This is a genomic window from Salmonirosea aquatica, assembly GCF_009296315.1.
Taxonomy (GTDB): Bacteria; Bacteroidota; Bacteroidia; order Cytophagales; family Spirosomataceae; genus Salmonirosea; species Salmonirosea aquatica.
On record NZ_WHLY01000002.1, the window covers coordinates 6,374,547 to 6,401,141 of the forward strand.

Here is a 26,595-nt window from a genome sequence, read left to right on the forward strand (position 1 = left end):
GGAATGGATATATTTTGTAAATACAAGTTTACAAGCAAAAAATACAAAAACAAATTCATACATTAAAAATGCCTTCCCATTCCCTTATTGGATGGAATTATTTCCCAAGAAAAATTGCACAATGAAATTTTTAAAAAAATCCATTTTTATCTGGATTCCAGTGACGATTGTGGCACTCCTGGCGTTCGGGGCCAGGTCCATCAAATACACTGGAACAGCCCAGGTACCACCTTCCACACGCCCTAACGTTCTCGTCATTCTGGCCGACGACCTGGGTTATGGGGATTTACAATGCTACAACTCCGATTCGCAGGTCAAAACCCCAAACCTGGATCGATTGAGCGCCGAGGGGCTTCGGTTTACCGACGCGCACTCCGGCTCGGCCGTATGCTCACCTACGCGTTATGGATTAGTGACAGGACGTTATGCCTTCCGATCGCCCTTGAAAAGAGGCGTGCTGGGTGGCTACTCGCCATCGCTGATCGAGGCCGACCGCTTTACGATTGCCGATTTACTGAAGCAGGCCGGGTACCAGACGAGTGTCATCGGTAAGTGGCATTTGGGTCTGGATTGGCCCAAAATTCCCGGTGCCCAACCCGAACCGCCGCATGAACCGCACCAATGGCCCAAGGGAGATAATCTGAATATTGAAGCCGACCTCACACAAGGTCCCAAGGAGTTAGGTTTTGAATATAGCTACATCATTCCCTCTTCGCTGGATATTCCACCCTACCTGTATTTGGAAAACGGCCAGCCCAGCAGCCGGGAAATCGTAGAAATTGCAGGGAGCGACCAGCCCCGGGGTGTTTACTGGCGGACGGGTAAAGGTTCGAAAGATTTTAAGCTGAAAGAAACGCTGGATCAGCTGGGTACCAAAGCGCAGGAGTTTCTGGTAGAAAGACGCAAAAATCCGAAGCCCTTTTTATTATACCTACCCCTCACCAGCCCCCACACGCCCTGGTTGCCCGCCGAGCAGTTTCGGGGAAGATCCGGCGCGGGTACCTATGGTGATTTTGTGGCCCATACCGATGCCGTGGTAGGTAGGGTACTGAAAACGCTGGATAGTCTGAGGCTGAAAGATAATACCCTGGTCGTATTTACCTCCGACAACGGTGCCGACTGGAAACCGGGCGACAAGGAAAAGTACCCGCTCCATAAAGCCAACGGCATATTGAGGGGAGAAAAATCGGATATCTGGGAAGGTGGTCACCGGGTACCCTTCATCGTTCGCTGGCCGAATACTATCAAACAGCCCCGCCAATCGGACCAGCTGCTGTGTCTGAACGACCTCATGGCTACCCTGGCCAGCCTGACTCAACAAAAATTGCCGGCTGATGCGGGACAGGACAGCTTCGATTTCTCCCCCATCCTGCTCCATGAAAAGTATCCCACTCCCATTCGGAACAGCTTGATCCACCATTCCATCGAAGGTATGTTTTCGATCCGACAGGGCAAGTGGAAGTATGTGGCCGGGCAAGGTAGTGGCGGCTGGTCCAAGGACGAATCAGCGACGAAAGATTTACCCGAGCAACTCTACGACCTGGAGGCTGATCCAGGCGAAACCCGAAATGTAATTCAGGCCAATCCCGCCATAGCCCAACAACTCAAAGCATTGCTGGAAAAGCAGAAAAAGCAGGGCTACACACGAAAAGGGGCTTCGGCCTAAACGAACCTGCGAGGGTACAGGAGTACAGGGTACCCTCACAGGTTCTGCTCATCAGTTCGGGCAGGGCTCAGCCAAAAATTCATCCAGAGATTTCTTATCTGCGGCTGAGTAGAAGTTCGCGCAGCTTTTATAAAAATCCCGGACGGTATTTTTGTAGGCTTCACAGTTGGCCTTCGTGGGGGCTCCTCCATAGACAACAGCCGCATCCACTACTTTTTGGGAGTTAGCCGAGCAGTTGGCTGGGGTTGGCGCTGTATCTTTACCACCGCAACCCGTAACCAGCATAATTCCGAAATAGGCCGCAAAGACGGCTAATGTTTTCGTTGTGTTTTTCATAGCATTCCTTTTTTTGAACTAAAAGTAGTGGTGTCTACCGCTCATAGCAAGCCAGAAGCACGTCCATCTAGTGAACGGTTGGCGATACTGAGTAAACGGTCGGGAACCGGACTACTCCGCGATGTTCACACAATAGGACTACTTACCAAATGATTTATATCTCTGAACCATGAAAAAAACTGGCGTTTTACTTTCCTTATCCCTACTCCTTTTTCAACTCGCCTTGGCCCAGAGCCGACAGCTTTGCGTGACTGTGGATGATTTACCCACGGTGGCCTACGGCGAAGGGAATCACGAAGAAATAACCCGCAAGCTGCTGGCTAACTTTCAGAAATACAGCATCCCGGCTATCGGATTTGTGAATGAAAGCAAGCTCTATGAAGGAGGCAAAATACAAACAGACCACGTGGCCCTGCTTCGGCAATGGCTTGACAAGGGTTATGAGTTAGGCAACCACACCTTCGGCCATGTCGATTACCATGAGGTACCTTTTGCCGAATTTTCGACCGACTTGCTCAAAGGCGAACAAATCACCCCGCCCCTGAGCAAAGCCGCTGGATTGCCGTGGCGGTACTTCCGACATCCTTACCTGCATATTGGCAAAAACCAGGCTTCCTACGATTCGCTGGCTGTTTTTCTGGACGACCACGGCTACATTGAAGCACCCGTGACCATTGACAATACCGATTATCTGTTTGCCAAAGCGTATTCCAACGCCCATAAAGTCAACGACAAGGCAGCAATGAAGCGGATTGGCACCGATTACGTAGCCTATATGGAAGAAAAGGCGAAATTCTATGAGGCGTCCAGTTTAAAGCTTTTCGACCGGGAAATTCCGCAGGTACTCCTCATCCACGCCAGTCTGCTGAATGCCGATTATCTGGGCGAGCTGGCCGCCATGTACCAGCGTCGGGGCTATCAATTCATTAGCTTACCCGTTGCTTTGCAAGATGCTGCCTACCGGGAAAAAATCACCAAATTTGGCAGCTACGGGATTTCCTGGCTCGATCGCTGGGCGCTCAGCCGTGGGGTACCCCGCGATTTTTTCGCCAACGACCCCGAAACACCGGCGTACATCGTGGAAGCGTCGAACTAGAATCAGTACGTCGTACCAATCCCCCTAAGAGGGTACCCTCACAATTTTAAATGAATGGAAACTGTAAAAAATAAAAAACGGATTTTAGCCATTTCGGGCAGTACTCGTCGTAACTCGTCCAACGAATTGATTCTGAAATTCATTGGTCAGCACTACGCCGATGTACTGGAAGTCGAGCTGTACGAAGGAATCGACTTGCTGCCTCATTTTAATCCCGATCTGGTTAAAGAAAATCCTCCCGCCGTGGTAATTGAATTCCGAGAGAAAATCCAGGCCGCCGACGGTATTCTGATATGTACGCCCGAGTATGTATTTAGCTTGCCGGGTAGTATGAAAAATGCGCTGGAATGGACAGTATCCACGACGGTTTTTTCCGACAAACCCACTGCATTCATCGTAGCTTCTGCATCGGGTGCTGAGGCTTTTCAATCGCTGAACCTGATTCTGACCACGATTCAGGCAAAAATTGCCCTTGACTCCCGCTTGCTTATCCAGGGCGTCAAGGGGAAAGTAGGACCACTTGGCCAGATTAACGATTCTGCTACACGTCAGGGGATTGACACTTTGGTAAACTCTTTGCTGAATTCGATCGATTAACACAAACTGCTGGAATAGCTCGTCAAATTGTAAGACTCCTCCCAAAAAGTGTAGAACAATTACCCCTCATTTTGAAGGGTATTATATTTTCCACATTTGGCAAATTATCGTAATGTTCTTAAAATCAGATTTTTAAATACGGTTTTACAAAATCACCTACCTTCTTGGAACAGGAATTTGTCCTATCCTCCCTAACATACGTCATTCGTATGGCCATAAAACCAGTATTCATTTATCGTATTAATTGCATGAAAAAAATCCTTCTTTGTTCCGCACTCGTGCTTGGAATCTCAGGGATAAGCTTTGCCCAGGAGAATGTTTCCATCGGGCCCATTGTCGGCGTATCAGTTGCCAATTTGCGGGGCGACATCGCTAACAATGACTGGAAAGCCGGCCTTACTATCGGGGGCTTTTACAATTATAGTTCTCGAACCGGACTCGGGTTCAGTGGTCAGGTGCTTTATACCCAACTCGGGGCGCAGGTACTGGACAAAACCAACGACATCCGGCTCAATTATCTGCAGGTACCTTTGTTATTGACCTACTTTCTGGGAGAATACGGAAATCCCATCCGGCCGAAATTGTTCATCGGTCCGCATGTCAATTTTCTCCTCAACGCCAAAGACCGTAATGGAAACGACCTGTATGGAGAAAGCAATAATCGCAATTACAATCCCGTTGATGTCGGACTTACGGCGGGAGTCGGCCTGAATTACCGGATCAAAAATAAGGTTTGGCTCAACACCGATATTCGGTATGGCCTGGGCCTGGTGGATATCACGAAATCCAATTCCACCAGCATCATGAATCATAATATTGGCGTCAATTTGGGCATTTCCTTCCCTTTTGGCACCTATAACAAAAATACGGGTACCCTAAGAGCCCGATAAAGAAACGCCATATATCCATATCTGAAAGACAGAGAAGGAGTTCCGATTGGGCTCCTTTTTTTATTTGTGCTCCGTCTGAAAAGAACAAATCTCAAATTATAAGCCCGGAGATAAATAAACCAAACCGATTGGTATTGCTTTTCTATAGATTACACCTATAATTCAGGACTTTTCTGAATTCCTTTTAGGTAGATTTACTACGACCTTCACCAACCATCCAGGATTCCCTTTGAATATCCAGCAATTAGAATACATCGTGGCAGTCGATCGGTATCGCCATTTTGTGCAGGCTGCCGAGCACTGCCATGTCACCCAGCCTACCCTTTCGATGATGATCCGTAAGCTGGAGGACGAACTGGGTGTCAAAATATTCGACCGCGCCCGGCAGCCCATACTACCCACCGAAATCGGCGTGCGGGTCATCGCGCAGGCTCAGGTCATTTTACGGGAATCCGCCCGTCTGGCCGAGTTGGCCAATCAATACAAAGATCTGATGGCGGGTGAGCTCCGGGTAGGCATTATTCCTACCATCGCCCCTTATCTGTTGCCCCAGTTCATCCAGAATTTTATGGAAAAATACCCGGCAATTCACTTACAGATCACGGAGATGATTACCGATCGGGTACTGCACGAATTGAAAAGCGGCACGATCGACGTGGGCATTGTGGCTACTCTGGCCGAGGGAAACACCTTTCAAAGTGCCCCGCTCTACCGCGAGAAGTTGTTTGTGTATGCTTCCGAACGGATCGTCCTATACGAAAAAAAGTACATCCTTCCCGAAGATATCGATCCGAACGAATTATGGCTTCTGGAAGAAGGACATTGTTTCCGGACCCAAATTCAGAAACTGTGCGAACTCAGCCGAACCGGACCCACCGGCCACAGCCTAAGCTATCGGGCGGGGAATATCGAAACGCTGATCCGGATGGTGGAGCGCAGCGGGGGGCTCACCATCATTCCTGAACTGGCCGTCCTGGACCTGGTACCTTCCCGGCTGGCTCACGTGCGGGAGTTCCAGGCTCCGGCCCCGGCGCGGGAAATTCATCTCATTTATAACCGGGAACACGTCAAAACCCGGTTAATCGAAGTTTTGCGGGAGGACATATTGACCCACATTCCCGAAGAAATGAAGCTCAAAACCGAAAGTCTTCGGGTACTATAATTTGGGTTTGGCGGGTTTTACAGGGGCTTCAAAACTGTTGGAACCCCGGACTTTAAGCTTGCGGCGATAGATTTTGCCCCCGGCCGCCACGTAGAGTTCATTAAATTCCGGCCCTCCCAGAACCACATGATCGGCCTTTTCTTCGGGGGTAGGTATGATTAAATTGACCCGACCCGTTTGGTCCAGTACCTGCACACCCAAGGCGGTAGCCACATACACCCGGCCGTCCCGGTCGCACACCACATCGGTGGCCCCGGCGTTGTCGGCCGTATCCGGCGCATGAAGCCAGCCGTAACGTTGCCCGTACCTGAAGGTACCATCGGGCTGTACCTGGTACACCCACACCCAATGCGAGGCGGCATCCGTAGCGTACAATTGTGTCTGATCGGGTGAAAGAGTGGCTCCCCCTACCTTGATACCTGGGTTACCCACCAGTTTCGGGCGCACGGGGATGGGCGGCAGGCTGTCCAGTTCAGCCAATTTTCCATCGGCTCCAAAGCCACTGGCTTTTTTGCCTTTGGCATTCTGAAAATACACGTCGCCGGCCGTCGTAATGCCAATCTTATCGTATCCTTTGATCATTTCGCCCATGGGCTCCCAATCGACATTGGGAATAAGTACCTCCGTAAACATCTGGTTTTTGGAAGCTCCGGCTTCGATGGGAGTGGGCCAGCCTTTCCAGAGGTACCGCATGGCCTCGGGGAAAATAGCAGAACCGTGCCGCCCGTTATGCGCGCCGGTACCCCACACGTGATCCACCTCGTAGCCCGCAAACGTAAGCGCGCGCAGTATGGTCTGATTGGCCATCCACCAGTCGCCCGCGTAGATGTTCAGGTCGTTTTCGCCATCTTGCAGGAAAATCCGCAACGGCTTCGGTTCATACTTGCGGATCAGCGTCGGGTAGCGGTCGGCCCCGCGTAGCCCCACGTAGGTACCTATGGCGCTGAACACCCGCGAAAAAGCATCGGGCCGCTCCCAGGCCGCGGTGAAGGCACACACCGCCCCGCTGCTCGACCCACCGATGGCGCGGTCGTTGCCGTTTTTGGACAGCACGATGGCCCGCCCGTCGGAGGTTTTCTGCTTTTCTACTTCCGGCAGAATTTCGTCTAGAATAAAGCGAGCATAGGCATCACCCAGCCCGTCGTACTCGAAGCTGCGATTGAAGCGATCAAGCGCTTCGTCGGGCTTTTGGGACAGCACCCGACCCGGCGTCACGAACACGCCAATGGTGACTGGCATCTCTTTCTGATGGATCAGGTTATCAAAAACCGTCGGTGCGTTCCACTGAATACCGTCCTGATTGACATACACGCAGGCAGGTCGCTGCGGATCGTACTGCGCCGGGACGTACACCCAGTACTCCCGCCAGGTACCGGGGAAGATTTTGGATTGATCGAAGGTAAACTTCAAGATTTCGCCCTTAGGTACCCCCGGCTGAACCAGCGAAGCCGAATCGACGGGGTACTCTTCGAAGGTACCTTGAGCCATGAGTGAGGCCGAGCAAAAAGCAATTATGATCAGAAAGAGGTATTTCATATCTTTTGGGGTTGGATGCTGCTTTTGAAAGTCGGTGAGGTGCATTTTTTACCTGAAAGGTAATGATATAGAATTGGAAGTAAAAAGGTAGAAACCGAACCCTGGGCTCTCTTTTTTACCCCCTTTCGACAAAGCTCAGTATATACTTTTTCATGTGCTTATTGACGGCTATGGGTAGGAATAATGAAGTGGTACTAAAAACAGCTCAGACCATGCATCGGGAGACAACAATACAAAAAGTACGACATCAAAAGTACAAGAGAAAATAAGGAAAGTACCAAAAATTACTGCAAAACTTGCGTATATGCAAGAGTTATGCGGCACCATAGGGCGACAGCCACTATTGATGGATGAATATAGTCTTAAAGTAATTGCCCCAGCGGGGCCATCTGTTAATAGTTCAGGTGAATGTATTTTATCACCACCCCGGAGGGGTCGACCCCTCCGGGGTGTAAAGACTGGTTAATAAGGACATTTACTATTAACCGCCGACGCCTCTGGCGTGAAACTTAGGTACTTTATAAGTTAATTCACTCCTCTATAATAAAGAATGACAGAACAAAAAAACATATTCCTTGACAAAGATTTAAGATGCGGTGGCTTCTATGAACTTGCTATTCAGGTTTGCCCAAGTATTGACAATAACCCAATAAAACTCTACACTGACTTTATTTGGACACTTAATAATGTTTCAGGACCTTTTGACGAAGACTTTAATAGTATACAAACAGACATTGAAAATTTTCAACACCGTGGACTTATAAGACTTGACAATTTTGTCATTCCATTTACGACTTATAATGTTCGAGAAACAGAACCAATTGATATAGGCTTTAATTGGTTTGACATCTGTTTTTATACAGCAGCGATTGAATACGTTTTTGGATCAGAGTATCAGACTTGGACGGAAAATCCAAAAGTCCCAAAAGAATTGACCGACTTTTTCACCAAGACATTGAAAGACTTGTATAAAATATTTCCATTTGAACTTGCAATGTTAGACTTTGAGGTTTCGGGGCAGTATTACATAGATGATTTATCCAAACCTCTGACAAACAATTGGTCAATTTCCACTTTTTACTTGGGACAAAAAAGCTATGGCTTAATAGCAACTGAAAATAGAAAATTCATAAAACGGATTGAAGAACTTTGAAGGAAAAATAGAATAGCGACCGCATAACATGGGTTTTGCGTCAGGCGGGGTGACGTGCAAACTTGGAACTTTGTACTTCTATTCAAGTTGAGTTCTGGTTGACAGTTTTGTGCTCCGAAACCCGCCCGAACTCAAAGCCCAAAAACGTTAGCTGTAATTACAAACGACTTTGTTATAAATATTCATAACTAATCCTGAACAGAATATTAAACAGATGATCAATAAGTATTCGGTTTTAATATACTTGGCTACTTCGGTAGTATTAATGATTATAGCATCGTTTTCCTATCCAGGCGGTTCATTGCTTGACAAAAACTCTATTGGATTTGACTGGTCAAAAAATTTTGTAAGTAATTTGTTTGCAGCAAATGCGATAAATGGTTCAGAAAACCCTGGTAGGATATGGGCAATTATTGGAATGGCATTCCATTCGGTTGGTTATGGAATGTTTTTTATCAATATGTCTAAAAAGATACATTCAAGGCCATGGGATAATATTCTAAAATTTATTGGCATTATCAACATAATCTTTATTTTCTTAATCGCAACACCCTTGCACGACTTAGGAGCAATATCAATCGTCTTTACATTATTTGGTTTGTTTACTATTACAGTGTTTATCCTAAAATCAAAACTTCATTTTCTCAAAGTTTTCTGTATTATTTGTTTAATGACTTATTACTGCTTTTTTTTCGTATTTAGTTTTGGTTATTGGATTCTGGCAGCTATAATGCAGAAAGTATATGTTATTAGTTCGATGCTGTTAGTCTTAGGCTTAGAGTATTTCACCAAATATGAAGACTACATACCAATTAAATCAGGAGAGCAAAAAATATTGAACTCCTAACATTGGGATTGAGTGTTGTAGCCTCTTGCCTTTATAACGTGAAAAATAGAATAAGAAAACAGTTATTAGGGTATAAAAATTCAATATATGCAAAAATTATTGACGCATTTAAGGCAGAAAACAGTACTAATAAAAAATATAAAACAATGCAAACTGAAAATTTATTAAAACAAGTAAACTTTATCAAAGAAATTGATAAATTAAAATATATTCAACGTAAAACTAAATTATTCAACAGCAATCGGAACGAAAATGACGCTGAGCATAGTTGGCATTTAGCCATGATGACTATTGTGTTAGCGGAGCATTCGGATAAACCCATTGATGTGCTTAAAGTGTTGAAAATGGTTTTAATCCACGACATCGTAGAAATTGATGCGGGTGATACGTTTATTTACGACACGGCAAAAAGCCATACCAACACTGAGGAAGAATTGATGGCCGCAAAACGAATTTTTGGTCTTTTACCAGCCGAACAAGCCGAAGAATTCATTACCATCTGGACGGAATTCGAAGAAGGAATTACCGATGAAGCAAAATTTGCCAGATCGATGGATCGGTTTGAACCCTTACTCCAAAACACATCGAACAATGGGGGAACCTGGGCAGAATTTGATGTACCCTATCAAAAAGTTTACGATAAGAAAAAGGCCATTAAAAATGGTTCAGCGACCCTTTGGAACTACGCAGAGAATTTGATTAATGAAAGTGTGGACAAAGGCATTTTAAAAAAATAATTGATGTACTCCGAAAAAACCCGCAATCAACAATGAAGCCCTAAAGACAAGGTACCTCCCACCCACATTCCCAATCCTTAGCCTTCTTCCCACGCCAATCCGCGGCAAAGCCGTATCTTTGTGCCTTTCTCTACGTAGCGTACTGCGTTTACCGGCTCAATATGAAGTTTGAAGATTATTCCATTGCGTTTGAAATCAAGAAAAACCTGGCCAAAATGGGCTTTAACCGCCCTACGGATATTCAGTTTAAGGCCATCCCATCCATTCTGAAAGGGGAAGACGTGCTGGCGATAGCCCAGACAGGTACCGGCAAGACGGCGGCCTTTGCCATTCCAGTCGTCAGCCAGATCCACGAACGGAAGCAGTACGCCCGCACCGAAGGCATCCGCTGCGTGGTGATGGTACCTACCCGCGAGCTGGCGTTGCAAATCACCGAAGTATTCGACCAGATAGCCCGGCATACACGCGTCAAGACGGTCTGCGTTTTTGGCGGAGTGGATCAGGAGCCGCAGATTGCGCGGCTGGACAAGGGCGTGGATATCCTCATCACCACGCCGGGCCGCATGTTCGACCTCACCAGTCAGGGCCACATCGACCTCAGCCGGGTGGAGGTACTCATTCTCGACGAAGCCGACCAGATGCTGGCGCTGGGTTTTTATAAAGACATCGAGGATTTGATCAAAAAACTCCCCCGCAAACGGCAGACGTTGTTTTTCTCGGCGACCATCGACGACAAAATAAAGAAGCTGGCCTACTCGATTGTCAGCAAACCCATCCGCATCGAGATTGCGCCTAAAGACCGGGTGTCCAAAAACATCACGCACTCGGTGGCGCACATTCCAATGGACGACAAGCGTTTTTTCCTCGAACGGATCATCAAACAAAATCCGGAAAGTAAAATTCTGGTGTTTGTGCGTACCAAGGTCCGGGCCGAGCGGGTGGCCGCCGCCCTGACGCGCATGGGACTCGAAAATCAGACCATCCACGGCGACAAGGAACAAACTGACCGCCTGAAAGTGATGCAAAATTTCAAGAGAGGTACCTTCCGCGTGATGATCGCCACGGACGTCAGCGCGCGTGGCATCGACATTCCTGAGGTAGATTTTGTGATCAATTATGACCTACCCGAAGAAACTGAAAAGTACGTGCACCGGGTGGGGCGTACCGGCCGGGGGGTACATAAGGGCCGAGCGGTTTCGTTCAGCAGCCCCGAGGAGCAACCGCTGCTGGAGGCCATCGAAGGATTTCTGGGGTATCCTATCAATGTGCTGGAAATCCCCAAAGAAGATTACGAGCAAACCATCGACCTGACTCAGGACAATATCACCTTCGATTTGAAAGGACTTTTGAAGGAAGTGGAAGAACAAGAGGAGCGGAAGAAGAAAAAAGGGAAGAAAAAGAAGTAAGCTGTTTTAGCTATTGGCCGATTGCTGATAGCTATTGGCTTTTTTTGCTCGTCTGCGGCTAGAATTGTGGCACCTAGTACACAAACCGGAATAAAAAGCTATCAGCCAATAGCCATTAGCTAACAGCCCTCTATACCCCCTTCATACTCAATGCAATCCGCTTTCGCGCCAAATCTATCTCCGTTACCCGTACCTTGACCGTTTGCTGCAAGCGGACCACTTCATTGGGATCTTTGACAAAGCGGTCGGCGAGTTGAGATACATGGACGAGGCCGTCCTGCTTCACGCCAATGTCCACAAAGGCCCCGAAAGCGGTGATGTTGGTTACGATGCCGGGAAGTATCATCCCTTCGCGCAAATCGTCGACGGTGCGTACCTGTGCATCGAAAGCAAAGGTTTCTCGCTCGGCGCGCGGATCACGGGCGGGTTTTTCCAGTTCTTTCAGAATATCCTGCAAGGTAGGTAGGCCAATGTCGTCCGTGACGTAGCGACTGGGTTGAATCTGTTTCCGCAGCGCTTGATCCTGCATCAGTTGGGGTATCGTGGCGTTCAAGTCTTTGGCCATTTGGGCCACTAGTTCGTAGCGTTCGGGATGCACGGCGCTGTTGTCCAGCGGATTTTTACTTCCCTCGATCCGCAGAAATCCGGCCGCCTGTTCAAAAGCTTTCGCTCCCAGGCGGGGTACCTTAAGGAGTTGCGCGCGGGACTGAAAACCACCCGCTTTGGCCCGGTAGTCCACGATGTTCTGCGCCAGCGCCGGGCCAAGTCCCGAAACATACCTTAGCAAATGCTTACTGGCCGTGTTGAGATTGACGCCCACGGAATTCACGCAACTTTCCACTACGGTATCGAGGGTACCTTTCAAAGCAGATTGATCCACATCGTGCTGGTACTGCCCTACCCCAATGGACTTCGGGTCAATCTTGACCAACTCCGCAAGTGGGTCCATCAAACGGCGACCAATCGAAATAGAGCCGCGCACGGTGACGTCCTTGTCGGGAAATTCCTCCCGGGCCACGTCGGAGGCCGAGTAAATGGAAGCTCCTTGTTCGCTCACCATATATACCTCCACCGCTCGCTCTTTGCCTAATGTGACCAGCAGTTTTCGGGTAAAATCTTCCGTTTCGCGACCCGCCGTACCGTTGCCGATCGCAACGGCTTCAATTTTTTCCGATTCCAGCAACCGTCGAAGTACCGTCTGTGCTTCGGTAGGCTTGTCGAACGGATAGATGACGGTATCCCGGATCAAGGTACCCTGCTCATCCAGCACCACCACTTTACAGCCCGTCCGAAAGCCGGGGTCGATGGCCAATACCCGCTTTTGCCCCAAGGGTGCGGCCAGCAGTAATTGCCGCAGGTTCTCGGCGAATATTTTGATGGCGTAAGCATCGGCTTTTTCCCGGGACAGGTTGGCAAATTCCGTTTCGATGGCAGGTTTCAGAAGCCGTTTGTAGCTGTCTTTCAGTGCCAGTTCGATTTGCTCCTTGCCCAGGGGCGGACCGATCACAAATTGTCGACTCAGCGCGGAAATTGCCCGGTCTTCATCCGGCGAGATGCTGACACTCAGGTACCCTTCCTCCTCACCCCGGCGCAAAGCCAGCAAGCGGTGCGAAGGAATGCGGGCCAGGGGTTCCGAGAAATCGAAGTAGTCGCGGTACTTGGCACCCTCTTCTTCCTTTTTCTTCTTGACTTTGGCTATGATTACGGCATCCCGTTCAAAGAAGTTGCGCAGTCGGTTGCGGGCGTCGGCATTTTCGCTGATCCACTCGGCCATGATGTCGCGCGCGCCCTGCAAGGCATCCTCGACGGTAGGTACCTCTTTGTTCAAAAAAGCAGTAGCTTTTCGTTCCGGGTTCATTTCCTGGCCTTTAAAAATCGTCAGGGCCAGCGGTTCCAGGCCGCGCTCTACCGCCTGAACTGCCCGGGTTTTACGTTTTTGCTTGTAAGGCAGGTACAGATCTTCCAGCTCTGTCAGGCTGAAAACGCCTTCGATTTTTTTTCGTAGTTCGGCAGTCAGTTTTCCCTGTTCATCAATGGCTTTCAGAATGGCTTCGCGACGTTTTTCCACTTCCTGCTGTTTCTGCCAGGCATCTTTGAGGGTACCTATCTCCACTTCGTCCAGCCCGCCGGTAGCTTCTTTGCGGTAACGGGCAATGAACGGCAGCGTGGCGCCTTCCTCGAAAAGTTGAATAGTGTTTCGAACTTGCTTTTCTGAGATACCCGTCTGCCGGGCTATGTGGGAAAAATTCATGGAAAATGCTTTAAGACGTAGGCAACAGCTCAGCTATTGCCTACCTTTTCAATTTACATGTATGGTACCTATTTTTTGATAAAGAAATACGCCTGGCCCTAGGATCCCTCCACTACTCCAGCCATTCCACCGCCGAATTCTCAAGGGTGAGGAGTGCCCCCGACAAAGCGGATGCCCCATCGACTGGTACGCTTGCAAGGCTCTACCGAGTTGGCGACGGGAATCGTCGCTACCCGTACCGGCCACGACATTCATGAGTGCTTCGCTACCATCGGGCAAGGACACCAGCCGGTCGGCGATGAGGATTTTGCCTTTGGGGAGCAGAAATTCTCGCTTCAGACGAATCTTGGCATTGGGGGCAAAGTAGGGTGAAAGGGATTCAAGATTGAGCAATTCGGCCAGGGTACCCTGCAACCGCCCGGCTTCGCTGGCCTCCACAATGCCTTCGGTGGTCAATTGTCGGACTACCTTGGGAATATCCTGCTGAGTGCCGATCAGCGACAGCGCATAGCGCATTTTTTGCAGACGATCCTTCTTTTTTTCGAAAGTCTCCACGTCGAATATCCGGTCGGCCATCCGGCGCAGCCGCAGGCGGTCGGTACGGTCGGTACTGATGATAGTTTGCAGAGGAAAGCCTAAAGCGTCCCCTTTGGCGTGGCTATGGAAAATATCGCCCTGTCCCTCCCACAGTATGTACTGGCTTTGGGTCGGGTTCCAGGGTACCGGCGAAGCGGGGCTATTCAGATAGTCGTACAGCCAGCGATTTACCGCATTTTTGCTTTTTGAACTGTTCCAGTTTTCCGAATTCTTTGCCAGGATATACAACCGCTGTACTGGCCGGGTGAAGGCCACATAAAGTAAATTCAGATTTTCGAGTAAAGTGCGGGTCAGTTCATCGGCATAGTCAGGAGCCAGGGCCGTTTCCGAAAGTTCTTTCACCACCGAAACTACCGAACTATTCAGACGCCTGACTACTATTTCCTCATCAGGTACCCCACTTTCAATAGTAAGCTCGGGCGCATCGACGTGCTCCATATCCACCCAAATCCGATCGCGGGTAGGATTGGACGTAAATTGCCAGTCGCAATTGGGTACGATCACCACGGGGTACTCCAGCCCTTTTGATTTATGGATCGTTGTGATGCGGAGGGCGTCCGCATTGGCGGGCACGGTGATGGAAATCTTGGCTTTGGCGGTTTCCCAGTAAGCCAGGAAGTCGGCCAGGTGATTGCTGCGCCGGGTACCGAATTCAAGAATCGCATCCATGAACCGGAACAGATAGGGGCCTTCGACCTGCGCATCGAACAGTTTGAAGCTCGTGATCAGCTTTTCGCATAATTCGTATACGCCCAACTGCCGTAAGCGGAAGGCACTCAGATTCACCTCAAAAGCCTCGAAATAATGCAGAAACGAACCCGTGTCGCGTTCATTGCACATCCGGCGGATCTGCTCGTGCTGGGCAGAATCGGGGATTTTGGCCAAAATGACCCGATGAAAGAGGTAGGCTGCCTCGTACCTCGCCAGCGCGTGGTCGGGAGTCTGCAGTACCTGCATGAACGACACCAGCAGGTTGACCGTTTGGGAGTAAGTCAGCAGCAGGGAATCATCCGAGATTAGGGGGGTACCCCGTTCTTTCAAAGCCCCGGCAATGGCTGCTGCTTCGGTCTTTTTGCGGCACAGAATGGCGACATCGCGCCAGTCGTAGCCTTTCACCCTCAGCTCGTCCACGAGCTCTAGGGTACGTTGTACCATTGGATCGACCGGGTTGGTGTCCGTTTCCTCCTGTTCCTGGAAAATGTTGATAAACTCGATCTGAATATGGCCGTGGGTACGTACGTCAGCGGTCATTTCCTGCTGAAAATGCTCATCAAATACCTGACCGACGGACGGATTCTCGTGCTGAACCGAATCCGCGATTTGCCGGAAAAAGCCGTTGTTAAAGGTCGTGACCTCGCGGAAGCTGCGGCGGTTGGTACGCAGATGCGCTACTTCAAGATTACTTTCCACGCCAAAGAGTCGCTCTTCGGTAAAGGGGCTATCGCCCAGAATCCCGGCGAGTTGGCCGATCTGGTTTTTCGACAGGTGGAGAATGAGATCCATATCGCCGCCCCGAAACCGGTAGATCGACTGCTTAGCATCGCCTACGATGAGGTTAAAATGCCCAAAACCCAGCGCATTATCGATCAGCGGCAGCAGGTTAGCGAATTGGAGTTTGGAAGTATCCTGAAATTCGTCAACGAGAATATGGTTATACTTTTCGCCCAGCCGCTCGAATATGAAAGGTACCGGCTCGCGGGCCACAATTTCCAGTACTTTCCGGTTGAAGTCGGAGATATGTACCTGGTTACCCTGCTTCAACAGGGCATCGAATTCTTTTCTGATTTCGCCCAGCAGGGACAGATTATACAGGTGCTTTTCGATTTGTTTAAAAAGAAAATACCGCTCCCGCTGCTGGGTTTGATGGGACAAGATACAGTGGTAAAGCTCTTCCAGTTTTCCTTTGATTTCCCCGATTCTAGCCTGATTGGCTTTGGTGGCTTTGCTGCCATTCCATTTGTCTTCTTCCAGATTCTTTATAACCGAATCAGTCGCTAGTTTTTCCCACCATTCCTCGTTGTCCTCTATATCTGGGTTGAACTTTTGAAAATGCCCGATGATCCCCCTCTGCCCCCCGGCAAAATCACTCGTCTCCAATCCATTTTGTTGTACCAGAGCCACGGCTTCCCGCGCCAGTACCTTGCAGTAGGTATCCTGCGTGATGGAATCGAGGGTCTGTTTCATTTTTCCGCGAATGCCGATCCAGTCGGACATGGTCAGGTCTTTTACCTTCTGCATCGCTAGGTAGCTTTTCTCATTCAGCAGGTCGTAAGCGGCCTTACGAATCCGGTGCGGCAGGCTACCCCAGCTTTTGCCCTCTTCGGCGCTTTCGCGGTAGTAGGTTTCGACCACTTCGGTCAGGATAGCTTCCCCTTCCTGGCCAATGCGGGCCAGCATCCGGTCGACCGCGTTGGCCAGCTGGTCGCTGTCTACCTGGGTTTCGAAGGCGAAAGGAATACCCAGTTCGTCCGTGAAGCTGCTTACGAGCCGCTGCGTAAACTTGTCGATGGTCATTACCGAAAAATCGGAGTACCGGTGCAGAATTTTTCGGAAAAGCTTCTGCGACCGAATCCGGTAGAGTTCGAGAGTTTGAGCGAATAAATCGGAATCGTCAGCTATTCCAGGGTACAGCTCCGTCACCAGATCGCGTAGCATGGGGTGTTTTTGCCCTTCCGGCGAAGAAAAGGCGCGCAGCATGGTCATGATACGCTCCTTCATTTCGCTGGCTGCGGCATTGGTAAACGTTACCGCTAGAATAGAACGAAAGTAGGTATCCGAATCCGCCTGTAAGGCCAGCTTCAGGTATTCTTTGGTAAGGGTGTAGGTTTTTCCCGAACCGGCGGAGGAACTGTATACTTTGAACAATTGATAGTTGACAGTTGACAGTTGACAGTTGACAGTTGACATCCGTTTTGTACGGTCCGACAGCATCAACTCAATTTAGCAATTCGACAATTTACGAAAAAAGCAGGCTTTCGCCTGCCTTGTTCAATAGAAAGAATCATGTACACCCCATCGGGCCGCAGGTAGGTCCTGTATGCCAAAGTAGGGTACCTTGCCTCACAAATTCAGCCGTACCCCGCCTGAAACATTAGGACTTGTGAAGAAAGGCCCAGGCAGGAGCTCGATGTAAAGCCCGCCTTCCAGGAATATCGACAGGCGGCCGTCGGGGAGAAAAAACTCGAAGCCGCCCAAACCGGAGCCTCCCAGAGAGACATTTTTCTGATAGTTAATTTTCTGATTCTGCTGGTTGTCAGGATAGTATCGACGGCTGTTGACCTGGGGACCAAAACCGTAGTAAATGTGCGCCTTCTCGGAATTGAAAAGCGCATTGTGCCACAAATAATGCGCCTGGAACGAAAATCCAACACTTCGGTACACTCCCTGCCGGTATTCGCGGTTGTTGGATAAAATACCCCCGTATGAACCTACCGTAACGTCGATGGCATTGACATTATTGAAATATTTCCGGATGTTGACTCCCGATGGCTCACCCAGTTTTACGCCGACGGCCCAGTTGTCATATTGAGCCTGAGCCAGCGTGAAAGTAAAAATACAAAGCAGGGTAAGAATTATTTTTTTCATAGCAATTTAAGTTTGACAGAACCTACTCCATGACAGGATTAGGGAAAAAGACCACTATGCAATAACGGAATTTTGTTGAAATTTCTTTAATGCTTTCAGCAAAACCTCATTTTCAGCTTCGGTTCCTACGGTGATACGAAGGCAACCCGCACAAAGGGTCACTTTGCTCCGATCCCGGACGATGATGCGTTCATCGATCAGGTATTTCATGGTTCCCGCAGCGTTATCGAACTCCACCAGAAGGAAATTAGCGTCGCTGGGATGAATTTTCACAACCCCGGGCAACGTGCTCAGCGCCTGTGCCAAATTTTCCCGATCCGCCAGAATCTGCTTCACAAGTTCATTCTTGGTTTGCACATGGTCTAGCGCCTGGTACAGTAAATGCTGCGTGGGCCCGCTCAGATTGTAAGGCGGCTTGATCTTGTCCAGAATCGCGATCAACTCGGATGAAGCAAAACACATGCCCAACCGCAGGGAAGCAAGCCCCCAGGCTTTGGAAAAAGTCTGGAGTACCACCAGATTCGGGAATTCATCAAGCCGCTGATTCCAGGAAGTGATGGCGGCAAAATCAATGTAGGCTTCATCTACCACCACCAGTCCGTCGAAGGCATCAAGCAGCGTTTCAATGGCCTCAGGCTGTACCAGATTGCCCGAAGGATTATTGGGAGAGCATACCCAGATTAGTTTTGTATCCGGCCGAATAGCATTAAGTACCTTCTCAGTGTCGATCTGAAAATCGGTTGTGAGGGGTACCTTGATGATCTCCACATCGTTGATCGCCGCACTTACCTCATACATTCCGTAAGTGGGTGGCAGTATGATCAGCGAATCCTGTCCCGGCGTACAGGTAGCCCGGACCAGCAGATCGATGGCTTCATCGCTCCCGTTGCCCAGGAAAATCTGTTCGGGTTTTACGCCTTTGATGGGTGCAAGTTTCTCTTTGGCCAGTACCTGATGCGGATCGGGGTAGCGGTTATAGTCTTTGGACAGTACGGACCCCAGTGGATTCTCATTGGCATCCAGAAATACGCCGATCTTGCCCGTATACTCATCGCGCGCCGAGGAGTAGGGAGTCAGGTCGAAAATGTGGGGGCGAATGACGCGCCGGAGGTCAAAGGATTTTTTCATGCGTTTCTATCGGAAATCAGGGAATTCAACCGGATGCTGACCGCTTTTTTGTGCGCCTGCAGCGATTCGGCCTCAGCCATCGCTTCAACGGTGGGGCCGAGGTTTTTGATGCCTGATTCGGTAATGTGCTGTACCGTAATTTTCTTAACGAAGCTATCCAGCGACACGCCGCTGTAGGCACGGGCAAAGCCGTTGGTCGGGAGGGTGTGGTTGGTACCCGAAGCGTAGTCGCCGCACGATTCAGGCGTATAGTTACCCAGGAATATCGACCCTGCGTTCGTGATTTTTTCGGATACCTGCTCGGCATCTTTAACGCTCAGAATCAGGTGCTCGGCCGCATATTCGTTCAACAGGTCGATTGCCTCCTCCGGGGTTTCCACCAGTATCGCCTTGCTGTTTTCGATAGCCTTGCGGGCCATGTCCCGCCGGGGAAGGGCTTCCAGTTGGGATGAAAGGGTGATATTCACACTACTCAGAAGTTTCTTACTGGTTGACACCAGCAGCACCTGACTATCGGCCCCGTGTTCCGCCTGGGAAAGCAAATCAGCCGCCACGAACGAAGGTACCGCCGTGTCATCCGCGTAGATAGCCACCTCGGAAGGCCCGGCGGGCATATCGATGGCGATCCCTTCCTTGCTGGCCAGCATTTTGGCCGCCGTAACGTACTGGTTACCAGGCCCGAATATCTTATACACTTTCGGTATGCTTTCAGTACCGTAGGCCAGAGCGGCAATGGCCTGCGCCCCCCCTACCCTAAAAGCCTTCGTTACGCCCACTAAACGGGCGGCGTACAGGATGGCCGGGTGATCGCTGGGTGTGCACAGGACCATCTCGCGGCAACCCGCCAATTGGGCGGGAATTCCCAGCATCAGGACGGTGCTGAACAGCGGTGCCGTACCACCGGGAATGTAAATACCTACCTTTTCGATGCCCACGCTTTTGCGCCAGCAGGTAACACCCGGCATGGTTTCGATCTTCTCGACCGGCTGGCGCTGCGCTTCGTGAAATTTCTTGATATTCTGATAGGCCTGTTGGATGGCCTTCTTCAAATTTCCATCCAGGGTACCCTCCGCTTCATCAAAGGCGGCCTCCGGAAAAGCAATCTCCCCGAGTTCCTGCCGGTCAAATTCTAGGGCAAAATCCCGCAGCGCCTGGTCACCTTCCTGGCGAACCCGCTGCATGATCGGTGCCACCTTCTGTTCGATGTCGGCCAGATCCAGGGTAAGCCTCGCCAGCAGATAGGGCCATTCCGTGCGCTTGGGAAACGAAAGTATTTTCATGGATTTATTTTGGGCGAAATGCGTACCCTTTGATCGCTGCTTTACTTAACCGTTCGGTGCGACCCGGTAAAAATCAAAGGTCGACAATCGTACGTCATTTTATACTACAAAATCATTTTTTCAATGGGAATCACCAGAATCCCCTCGGCTCCAGCCAGACGGATTTTCTCGATATTTTCCCAAAAATCATTCTCATTGATCACCGAATGAATCGAACACCAGCCTTCGGTCGCCAACGGCATCACAGTAGGCGATTTCATGCCGGGTAGGAAACGTGTCACGGCTTCCACCGCTTCGTTGGGGCAGTTCAGCAGGATGTACTTATGGTTTTTGGCCGTCTGCACCGACTTGATCCTAAACAAGAGCTGATCCAGCAAATTCTGCTGAGTGCCGTTCAGATTGCGGCTGGCGATCATCACGGCCTCCGAACGGAAAATCACCTCGACTTCCTGCAGGCCATTGCTCAGCAGGGTACTTCCCGAGCTGACAATGTCGCAGACCGCCTCGGCCAGGCCAATGCTGGGGGCTATTTCCACCGAGCCACTGATTTCGTGAATTTGCGCCGACACTCCATTTTCAGCCAGATAGGTACCCAACAAACGGGGATAGGACGTGGCAATGCTTTTGCCGTCCAGGTCATGAATGGATGTGTAAGGTACTCCCCTGGGAATACCAATGGATAGGCGGCATTTGGAAAAGCCCAGTCGATGTACCGTATCCACCTCGCGGTTTGTTTCTACCGATACATTTTCGCCCACGATACCGATATGGGCCACGCCATCTTCCACGTAGCCGGGGATGTCGTCGTCACGGAGGAACAATATTTCGGCGGGGAAGTTCGAGGCGGCGGTTTTGAGTTTTCCCGCTCCGCTATCGAAGCGAATCCCGCATTCTTTGATCAATTTGAGCGAATCCTCACTGAGTCGCCCGGATTTCTGTACGGCAATGCGTAGTACTTCGTTCATTGTATTGGCTTTCGGCTATTGGCTGTCGGCTGTTGAATCAACTGCCCAGACCCGCCTTGACTAGTTCAATAATTTCGTTGACAGAGACGGCATTTTGCTCGCCCGTTTTCATATTTTTCAGGGTCAAAAGTCCCGTTTCCATTTCCTGGGAGCCAATCAGTACTACGTAGGGTACCTGCTTGCGATCGGCATAATCGAGTTGCTTTTTCAGCTTTACGGCATCGGGGTACATCTCGGCATTGATTCCCGCATCGCGCAAACTTTTCAAAATCCGTAACCCGTACCGTCCAGCGGCTTCATCGAAGTTGGTTAGCAGAACGCGGGTAGTGATGGATTGGTCGGCCGGAAACAGGTCAAGTTCTTCCATGACATCATAAATCCGGTCCACACCCAGCGAAATACCTACGCCCGACAAGCCCGGTACCCCGAAGGTACCCGTCAGGTTGTCGTAGCGTCCGCCCCCACTGATGCTGCCGATATGCACGGGGGTACCATCGGGTTGGTGGGCTTTCACTTCAAAAATGGCGCCGGTATAGTACGAAAGCCCTCGCGCCAGCGTAACATCAAATTGAAGCTGGGGGTTTTCCAGTCCAAAATCTTCGACCATACTCCACACCTGCTTCAATTCCTCAATGCCTTTCAGGGCTATTTCAGACGAACTGAGCCAGTTTTTCAAAATTGCAAAAGGTTGTTTTTCGCTTGAAATGTCAAAAATAGGGGTCAGCTTCGAGGTACCTTCTTCGGTAAAGCCCCGCTCGTGCAATTCCTGCATCACTTTTTCCCGGCCAATCTTGTCGAGTTTGTCGATAGCCACACACAATGGCCCTTCGAGGCCGGGCGCACCGATCACCTCGGCAATTCCGGTCAAAATTTTACGATTGTTAATCTTGACCGTAAAATGCTGAATACCCAAATTCCGCAGACTTTCGTGCAGCATCATTACGATTTCGGCTTCACACAGCAGCGAATCCGTGCCGACCACGTCGGCGTCGCATTGGTAGAATTCCCGGTACCTTCCTTTCTGGGGTCGGTCGGCCCGCCAAACGGGTTGAATCTGGTAGCGCTTGAAAGGCATGGCCAGGGTGCCCCGGTTCATGACAACATAGCGCGCAAAGGGTACCGTCAAATCGTAGCGCAGTCCTTTTTCGGCGATTTTAGTGGTAAGTTGTTTGGCATCGCCTTGCCAGTCCTGCGCAGTAAGCTTGGCCGAAAATTCGCCTGAATTCAGGATTTTGAATAACAGCTGATCGCCCTCCTCTCCGTATTTTCCCATCAGTACCGATAGGTTCTCGATGGTAGGGGTTTCGAGGGGCTGGAAGCCGAAGCGCTGAAAGGTCTGGCGTATGGTGTCGAGGATAAACGTCCGTTTGACCATTTGTTCGGGGCCAAAGTCGCGCGTACCACGGGCAAGGCTGGGTTTTGACATAACGGGGGTGGCTACGGGCTAAAAGCGATGGCCGGTCGGCGTTCCGCTGATAGCATTCCTCTAATTTTGGGCAAAGGTAGGGAGCATGGGCAACTTTTCGCCCTATGTCTGCTTTTTTTAATTATAAACCGCTACTTTTGCGGTTCTTTAACAAAAAACAAGACAGACTACCATGGGAGTAACGGATTTGAAACGCAAAGGGCAGAAAAACAAGACAAGGGCCAATAATCGGACGGCCCAAATCAAGGATTTGCTCCGTAAGCCGGACATCAAGAACGTGGACGTTGAAGCCATCAAAGCCGAATTTGCGGCCAAGAATACGAAAAAATAAGCCGAAGGGACTATTTAAGGACGATACACGTGGAAAGAAGCTCTGTCAATTGGATTTGGTGGAGCTTTTTCTTTTCCGGTCGCGTGAGCGCTTGTTGCGTTCGCGGCTCGACAGCTTGGTTTCCAGCTTGCGGATACTCCTCCGGGTTTCGCGGCGCACATCCACCAGTACCCGGTATCGGATTGCCTGACCAAAAATACAGAGCCCGCCGTTGATCAGAACCAGACTATAGGTACCCAGAAGCACCCATTCGATGGTGGGGCTGCCGGTGTGTTTCAAGTGCCCGGCCTCACTGAATACGCACAGGCCATAGCCTACCAGCACCAGGCCCAGCGGCGCCAGGAGCATCCACTTGGTTTGGGTAGACATGTTGGAAATCAATTTCTTTCCGGGGGGGGTAGCGTCAGATTTATCTAAATACATTCTTGGATCGTTTTGTGTGAATAATCAAAAATAATAGGATTCCTACGAAATAGCGCATGAAAACCATCATAAGCTTTGTACTGAGGCATTTTCCGCGTCCTTTCCTGCAACGGATCGGTCATTGGTCGGCTCGGTTTCTGGGCATTTTTCATCCGGGCAATGCAGTGGAATGCCCGGTCTGCGACCATCAGTACGGCAAATTCTTGCCCTACGGCCGCAAAGGTCGCGACAACGCCCTGTGTCCCAACTGCCTGGCGCTGGAACGTCATCGCCTGATGTACCTCTACCTCAAACGGAAAACCAACTTCTTCACCGCTCCGCTCAAAGTACTGCACGTAGCGCCCGAATACTGCTTCATTGACCGCTTCGAGCGTATGAATAATCTGGACTACATCACGGCCGACATCGAATCGCCGCTCGCCAAGGTAAAAATGGACATTCATGCCATCCCTTTTCCGGACAACACCTTCGACGTAGCTTTTTGCAACCACGTCATGGAGCACGTGGACGATTATGTAAAGGCTACCAGCGAACTGCATCGGGTGCTCAAGCCGGGCGGCTGGGCCATCATTCAGTCCCCGCAGGATTTGGCTCGCGCCACCACGTACGAAGACGACAGTATCACTGATCCGCAGGAACGGGAGAAGCATTTTTGGCAGAACGACCATTTACGGCTGTTTGGGCGGGATTACGCACAAGAACTAGCCAAAGGCGGATTCAAGGTCAAAGAAGATCGCTTTGTGATGGACGAACTCACCCAGGAAGAGGTAAAACGGTACGCATTACCCGCCGGCGAATTGATCTATTACTGCGTCAAATAGTCACTTGCCTCAGAAAATACGGCGGGCACCTTCCCTCAGGAACCCAGTACCATAGCCGAATAATTGCACAAAAGAGGCCCCTATACTTAAAAATGCGACGGCCAGGCTCTTGTTTTTAACAAGGGAGTCCAGGAAAATTGTTCCGACAAAAAGCCCCAATACCGCCAGCGATATCCAGAAAAAAGGGCTAAATGCGAAGTACCATAGCGGAATAAATCCACAAAATACAACAAAAAACGCCGGAAAAGCGTGAACTGGCTTGATAAGACCAAGCCCGGGATGCAGCTCGTCAAGTAAAAAACGGGTGCGGCCAAAGGAGTGCACCTGCTTCCAGAAATCACGAAAGGTACCCCTCCGTTTGTGGTATACGTAAGCGTCGGGAATTAGGCCCATGCGGTAATTATGGCTCCGCAAGCGGATGCCCAGTTCAATATCTTCCCCCATGTCACGCTTGGCAAAACCACCTGTTTCCTGGAATACCCGCCGCGACATCCCCATATTGAAGCTACGGGGCTGAAAAGCTCCTCCCGCATTTTTGGTTTTCCCCCGGATACCCCCCGTCGTGAAAAATGACGTCATGGCGTAGCTGATGGCTTTTTGAAGGGTAGTGAAATTAGCATCGGCCCGGTCGGGGCCGCCATACGCATCGAGAAATTCCCGGCTGAGGCGCTGGTCGACGGTAGTAAGGTAGTGGGGCGGGATGATGGTATCCGAATCGAACACGATCAGGTAGTCGCCCTTGGCCTTGCTGAAACCGTAATTGCGGGCAAAACCCTGTCCGACGTTTTCGATAAAAAAATAGTGAATGTCGAGTCGGGTATTGTACTTGTCTACGATCTCCCAAGCCGTCCTGGTCGAGCCATCCTCCACCACAATGACCTCGAAGTCGCGGTACTGCTGCCGGGTAAGGCTTTCCAGCAGTTCGTCCAGTTCTTCGGGACGATTAAAAACGGGTACTACAATGGAGTAGGTACGCAAATTAGTGGTCAGTTGACAGGGGACAGTTGACAGTGTTTTCTATCTTGTACGTCAACTCTTCCCCTTGTATTGCGATTTGTTCACGGGTGTTCAGCCAGAATCTCTTTCAGGGATTCTTCATTTGCCCGCATGATTTCCTCCAGATGGCTATCCTCTAAGGCCGTGGACAGGAACATACTCTCGAATTGGGAAGCTCCCAGGTAAATTCCCCGATTGAGCATGGCGTGGAAGTATTTGCCATACAATCCCAGATCCGATGATTTGGCGGAAGGGAAATCACGTACGACCTGATCGGTGAAGAACAATGTGTACATCGAGCCGATCTGGTTGACGGTGTAGTTCAATCCTAACTTCTCCATGCTCGCCCTAAAACCCTGCGCCAGCTTCACTCCCGATTGATCCAGTTGCAGATATATTTCCTGATGCGTGTCCAGGTAGTCGAGCATCGCCAGGCCGGCTGCCATCGCAATGGGATTTCCCGACAGGGTACCTGCCTGATACACGGGACCAGCGGGTGAGACGTAATTCATGATTTCTTCTTTTCCGCCATACGCTCCCACGGGCATACCTCCCCCGATGATTTTACCCAGGGTTGTCATGTCGGGTAGTACACCGAAACGCTCCTGGGCACCGCCTTTCGAAAGTCGGAAACCGGTCATCACTTCATCAAAAATATAGATGATTCCTTCTTTGTCACAGATAGACCGTAATCCTTCCAAAAAGCCTGTTTCGGGCAGGACGCATCCCATGTTGCCCACGACGGGCTCAATGATGATGGCAGCAATTTGGCCGGGATTGGCATCGACCAACAGCTGCACCGCTTCCAGGTTGTTGTAGGGTGCGGTCAGGGTGTCCTGAGCTACCCCTTTGGGTACCCCGGGGCTGTCGGGGGTACCAAAGGTAACCGCCCCGCTGCCTGCCGCAATCAGGAAGCTATCCGCATGACCGTGGTAGCACCCCTCAAACTTTATGATTTTGTCGCGCCCCGTGAAGCCCCGGGCCACCCGGATGGCTGACATGGTGGCTTCGGTACCTGAATTCACCATACGCACTTTCTCGACCGAAGGTACCATACCGACGATGCGCTCAGCCATTTCCACCTCCCGCCGGGTCGGAGCACCAAACGAAAAGGAATGCTGGACGGCATCCGAAACCGCTTTTTCCACCAATTCGTGCCCGTGGCCCAAAATCATCGGACCCCAGGAATTGATCAGCTCAAGGTACCGGTTGCCGTCTTCGTCAAAAATATAAGGTCCTTTGGCCGACTTGATAAAAAGAGGGGTACCTCCTACGGCCTTAAAGGCACGAACGGGCGAATTGACGCCGCCTGGAATGAACTGATTGGCTTTTTCGAAAAGTGCCTGACTGGTGGGAATATTCATAC

General features: G+C 50.2%; 23 protein-coding genes. 11 read left to right on the forward strand and 12 right to left on the reverse strand.

The annotated features are described in order from the left end of the window. The first annotated feature begins 121 nt into the window (after positions 1–121). Positions 122–1,666, forward strand: coding sequence for a sulfatase family protein (locus tag GBK04_RS27745; RefSeq protein WP_373331413.1), 1,545 nt, complete (start codon positions 122–124; stop codon positions 1,664–1,666). Between the two features lie 51 nt (positions 1,667–1,717). Here the strand turns inward: GBK04_RS27745 and GBK04_RS27750 are convergent, their stop codons facing one another. Next, positions 1,718–2,002: a hypothetical protein gene (locus GBK04_RS27750; RefSeq protein WP_152765463.1), complete on the reverse strand. Its 285-nt coding sequence runs from the start codon at positions 2,000–2,002 to the stop codon at positions 1,718–1,720. A gap of 169 nt (positions 2,003–2,171) precedes the next feature. Between GBK04_RS27750 and GBK04_RS27755 the strand changes: the two genes are divergently transcribed. The 4 genes from GBK04_RS27755 (at position 2,172) to GBK04_RS27770 (ending at position 5,747) form a co-directional block, all read left to right on the forward strand. Beyond that, a complete protein-coding gene (locus GBK04_RS27755) occupies positions 2,172–3,098 on the forward strand; it encodes a polysaccharide deacetylase family protein (RefSeq protein WP_152765466.1) in 927 nt (308 codons plus the stop codon). A 54-nt stretch (positions 3,099–3,152) separates the two neighbouring features. Then, positions 3,153–3,695 carry an NADPH-dependent FMN reductase gene (locus tag GBK04_RS27760; RefSeq protein ID WP_152765469.1) on the forward strand — a complete coding sequence of 181 codons (543 nt, stop codon included), beginning with the start codon at positions 3,153–3,155 and terminating at the stop codon, positions 3,693–3,695. Between the two features lie 248 nt (positions 3,696–3,943). Continuing rightward, positions 3,944–4,585 carry a porin family protein gene (locus GBK04_RS27765; RefSeq protein ID WP_152765471.1) on the forward strand — a complete coding sequence of 214 codons (642 nt, stop codon included), beginning with the start codon at positions 3,944–3,946 and terminating at the stop codon, positions 4,583–4,585. A gap of 229 nt (positions 4,586–4,814) precedes the next feature. Then, positions 4,815–5,747 (forward strand): LysR substrate-binding domain-containing protein, encoded by a 933-nt coding sequence (locus GBK04_RS27770; protein ID WP_152765474.1) that lies wholly within the window; start codon positions 4,815–4,817, stop codon positions 5,745–5,747. On the opposite strand, the gene GBK04_RS27775 is transcribed toward GBK04_RS27770, so the two are convergent. Continuing rightward, the gene (locus GBK04_RS27775) at positions 5,742–7,283 is read right to left on the reverse strand and encodes an alpha/beta hydrolase-fold protein (RefSeq protein WP_152765477.1); all 1,542 of its coding nucleotides are present in this window, start codon (positions 7,281–7,283) and stop codon (positions 5,742–5,744) included. The genes GBK04_RS27770 and GBK04_RS27775 overlap by 6 nt on opposite strands. A gap of 550 nt (positions 7,284–7,833) precedes the next feature. Here GBK04_RS27775 and GBK04_RS27780 point away from each other — a divergent pair. The 4 genes from GBK04_RS27780 (at position 7,834) to GBK04_RS27795 (ending at position 11,426) form a co-directional block, all read left to right on the forward strand. Next, the gene (locus GBK04_RS27780) at positions 7,834–8,436 is read left to right on the forward strand and encodes a hypothetical protein (protein WP_152765479.1); all 603 of its coding nucleotides are present in this window, start codon (positions 7,834–7,836) and stop codon (positions 8,434–8,436) included. 214 nt (positions 8,437–8,650) lie between these two features. Then, entirely contained in the window at positions 8,651–9,283 is a 633-nt protein-coding gene (locus tag GBK04_RS27785; RefSeq protein WP_152765482.1) for a hypothetical protein, read from the forward strand. Between the two features lie 38 nt (positions 9,284–9,321). Next, the gene (locus GBK04_RS27790; RefSeq protein WP_373331414.1) at positions 9,322–10,020 is read left to right on the forward strand and encodes an HD domain-containing protein; all 699 of its coding nucleotides are present in this window, start codon (positions 9,322–9,324) and stop codon (positions 10,018–10,020) included. 161 nt (positions 10,021–10,181) lie between these two features. Beyond that, complete coding sequence (locus GBK04_RS27795; RefSeq protein WP_152765485.1) at positions 10,182–11,426, forward strand: DEAD/DEAH box helicase; 1,245 nt, start codon at positions 10,182–10,184, stop codon at positions 11,424–11,426. A gap of 130 nt (positions 11,427–11,556) precedes the next feature. On the opposite strand, the gene GBK04_RS27800 is transcribed toward GBK04_RS27795, so the two are convergent. The 7 genes from GBK04_RS27800 to hisS all read right to left on the reverse strand — a co-directional run bounded on the left by GBK04_RS27800 (position 11,557) and on the right by hisS (position 22,658). Then, positions 11,557–13,677, reverse strand: coding sequence for a Tex family protein (locus tag GBK04_RS27800; protein ID WP_152765488.1), 2,121 nt, complete (start codon positions 13,675–13,677; stop codon positions 11,557–11,559). A 48-nt stretch (positions 13,678–13,725) separates the two neighbouring features. Further along, positions 13,726–17,139 carry a UvrD-helicase domain-containing protein gene (locus GBK04_RS27805; RefSeq protein WP_373331415.1) on the reverse strand — a complete coding sequence of 1,138 codons (3,414 nt, stop codon included), beginning with the start codon at positions 17,137–17,139 and terminating at the stop codon, positions 13,726–13,728. 195 nt (positions 17,140–17,334) lie between these two features. Further along, positions 17,335–17,859: a hypothetical protein gene (locus GBK04_RS27810; RefSeq protein ID WP_152765494.1), complete on the reverse strand. Its 525-nt coding sequence runs from the start codon at positions 17,857–17,859 to the stop codon at positions 17,335–17,337. Positions 17,860–17,913: 54 nt separating this feature from the next. Continuing rightward, positions 17,914–18,987 carry a histidinol-phosphate transaminase gene (gene hisC, locus GBK04_RS27815; RefSeq protein ID WP_152765497.1) on the reverse strand — a complete coding sequence of 358 codons (1,074 nt, stop codon included), beginning with the start codon at positions 18,985–18,987 and terminating at the stop codon, positions 17,914–17,916. After that, positions 18,984–20,267 carry a histidinol dehydrogenase gene (gene hisD / locus GBK04_RS27820; protein WP_152765500.1) on the reverse strand — a complete coding sequence of 428 codons (1,284 nt, stop codon included), beginning with the start codon at positions 20,265–20,267 and terminating at the stop codon, positions 18,984–18,986. Before hisD ends, hisC begins: the two co-directional genes overlap by 4 nt. A 104-nt stretch (positions 20,268–20,371) precedes the next feature. Beyond that, positions 20,372–21,232 carry an ATP phosphoribosyltransferase gene (gene hisG / locus GBK04_RS27825; RefSeq protein WP_152765503.1) on the reverse strand — a complete coding sequence of 287 codons (861 nt, stop codon included), beginning with the start codon at positions 21,230–21,232 and terminating at the stop codon, positions 20,372–20,374. Between the two features lie 37 nt (positions 21,233–21,269). Beyond that, entirely contained in the window at positions 21,270–22,658 is a 1,389-nt protein-coding gene (hisS, locus tag GBK04_RS27830; RefSeq protein ID WP_152765506.1) for a histidine--tRNA ligase, read from the reverse strand. Between the two features lie 172 nt (positions 22,659–22,830). On the opposite strand from hisS, the gene GBK04_RS31255 reads away from it, so the two are divergent. Next, entirely contained in the window at positions 22,831–22,989 is a 159-nt protein-coding gene (locus GBK04_RS31255; RefSeq protein ID WP_373331416.1) for a hypothetical protein, read from the forward strand. Positions 22,990–23,034: 45 nt separating this feature from the next. On the opposite strand, the gene GBK04_RS27835 is transcribed toward GBK04_RS31255, so the two are convergent. After that, positions 23,035–23,412, reverse strand: a complete 378-nt coding sequence (locus GBK04_RS27835; protein WP_152765508.1) for a hypothetical protein — start codon at positions 23,410–23,412, stop codon at positions 23,035–23,037. 56 nt (positions 23,413–23,468) lie between these two features. Between GBK04_RS27835 and GBK04_RS27840 the strand changes: the two genes are divergently transcribed. Continuing rightward, a complete protein-coding gene (locus tag GBK04_RS27840) occupies positions 23,469–24,233 on the forward strand; it encodes a class I SAM-dependent methyltransferase (RefSeq protein ID WP_152765511.1) in 765 nt (254 codons plus the stop codon). 9 nt (positions 24,234–24,242) lie between these two features. Here the strand turns inward: GBK04_RS27840 and GBK04_RS27845 are convergent, their stop codons facing one another. Continuing rightward, positions 24,243–25,211: a glycosyltransferase family 2 protein gene (locus tag GBK04_RS27845; RefSeq protein WP_152765514.1), complete on the reverse strand. Its 969-nt coding sequence runs from the start codon at positions 25,209–25,211 to the stop codon at positions 24,243–24,245. Positions 25,212–25,291: 80 nt separating this feature from the next. Beyond that, positions 25,292–26,593: a glutamate-1-semialdehyde 2,1-aminomutase gene (gene hemL, locus GBK04_RS27850; protein WP_152765516.1), complete on the reverse strand. Its 1,302-nt coding sequence runs from the start codon at positions 26,591–26,593 to the stop codon at positions 25,292–25,294. Positions 26,594–26,595 lie beyond the last annotated feature (2 nt).

Bases quoted from the DNA above. Each gene is read 5' to 3' on its own strand.
- GBK04_RS27795 (WP_152765485.1), top strand. From the start codon at position 10,182: ATGAAGTTTGAAGATTATTCCATTGCGTTTGAAATCAAGAAAAACCTG.
- GBK04_RS27765 (WP_152765471.1), top strand. From the start codon at position 3,944: ATGAAAAAAATCCTTCTTTGTTCCGCACTCGTGCTTGGAATCTCAGGG.
- GBK04_RS27835 (WP_152765508.1), bottom strand. From the start codon at position 23,412: ATGTATTTAGATAAATCTGACGCTACCCCCCCCGGAAAGAAATTGATT.
- GBK04_RS27800 (WP_152765488.1), bottom strand. From the start codon at position 13,677: ATGAATTTTTCCCACATAGCCCGGCAGACGGGTATCTCAGAAAAGCAA.
- hisC (WP_152765497.1), bottom strand. From the start codon at position 18,987: ATGAAAAAATCCTTTGACCTCCGGCGCGTCATTCGCCCCCACATTTTC.
- GBK04_RS27745 (WP_373331413.1), top strand. From the start codon at position 122: ATGAAATTTTTAAAAAAATCCATTTTTATCTGGATTCCAGTGACGATT.
- GBK04_RS27785 (WP_152765482.1), top strand. From the start codon at position 8,651: ATGATCAATAAGTATTCGGTTTTAATATACTTGGCTACTTCGGTAGTA.
- GBK04_RS27840 (WP_152765511.1), top strand. From the start codon at position 23,469: ATGAAAACCATCATAAGCTTTGTACTGAGGCATTTTCCGCGTCCTTTC.
- GBK04_RS27760 (WP_152765469.1), top strand. From the start codon at position 3,153: ATGGAAACTGTAAAAAATAAAAAACGGATTTTAGCCATTTCGGGCAGT.
- GBK04_RS27810 (WP_152765494.1), bottom strand. From the start codon at position 17,859: ATGAAAAAAATAATTCTTACCCTGCTTTGTATTTTTACTTTCACGCTG.
- hisG (WP_152765503.1), bottom strand. From the start codon at position 21,232: ATGAACGAAGTACTACGCATTGCCGTACAGAAATCCGGGCGACTCAGT.
- hemL (WP_152765516.1), bottom strand. From the start codon at position 26,593: ATGAATATTCCCACCAGTCAGGCACTTTTCGAAAAAGCCAATCAGTTC.
- hisD (WP_152765500.1), bottom strand. From the start codon at position 20,267: ATGAAAATACTTTCGTTTCCCAAGCGCACGGAATGGCCCTATCTGCTG.
- GBK04_RS27750 (WP_152765463.1), bottom strand. From the start codon at position 2,002: ATGAAAAACACAACGAAAACATTAGCCGTCTTTGCGGCCTATTTCGGA.
- GBK04_RS27780 (WP_152765479.1), top strand. From the start codon at position 7,834: ATGACAGAACAAAAAAACATATTCCTTGACAAAGATTTAAGATGCGGT.
- GBK04_RS27755 (WP_152765466.1), top strand. From the start codon at position 2,172: ATGAAAAAAACTGGCGTTTTACTTTCCTTATCCCTACTCCTTTTTCAA.
- GBK04_RS31255 (WP_373331416.1), top strand. From the start codon at position 22,831: ATGGGAGTAACGGATTTGAAACGCAAAGGGCAGAAAAACAAGACAAGG.
- GBK04_RS27775 (WP_152765477.1), bottom strand. From the start codon at position 7,283: ATGAAATACCTCTTTCTGATCATAATTGCTTTTTGCTCGGCCTCACTC.
- hisS (WP_152765506.1), bottom strand. From the start codon at position 22,658: ATGTCAAAACCCAGCCTTGCCCGTGGTACGCGCGACTTTGGCCCCGAA.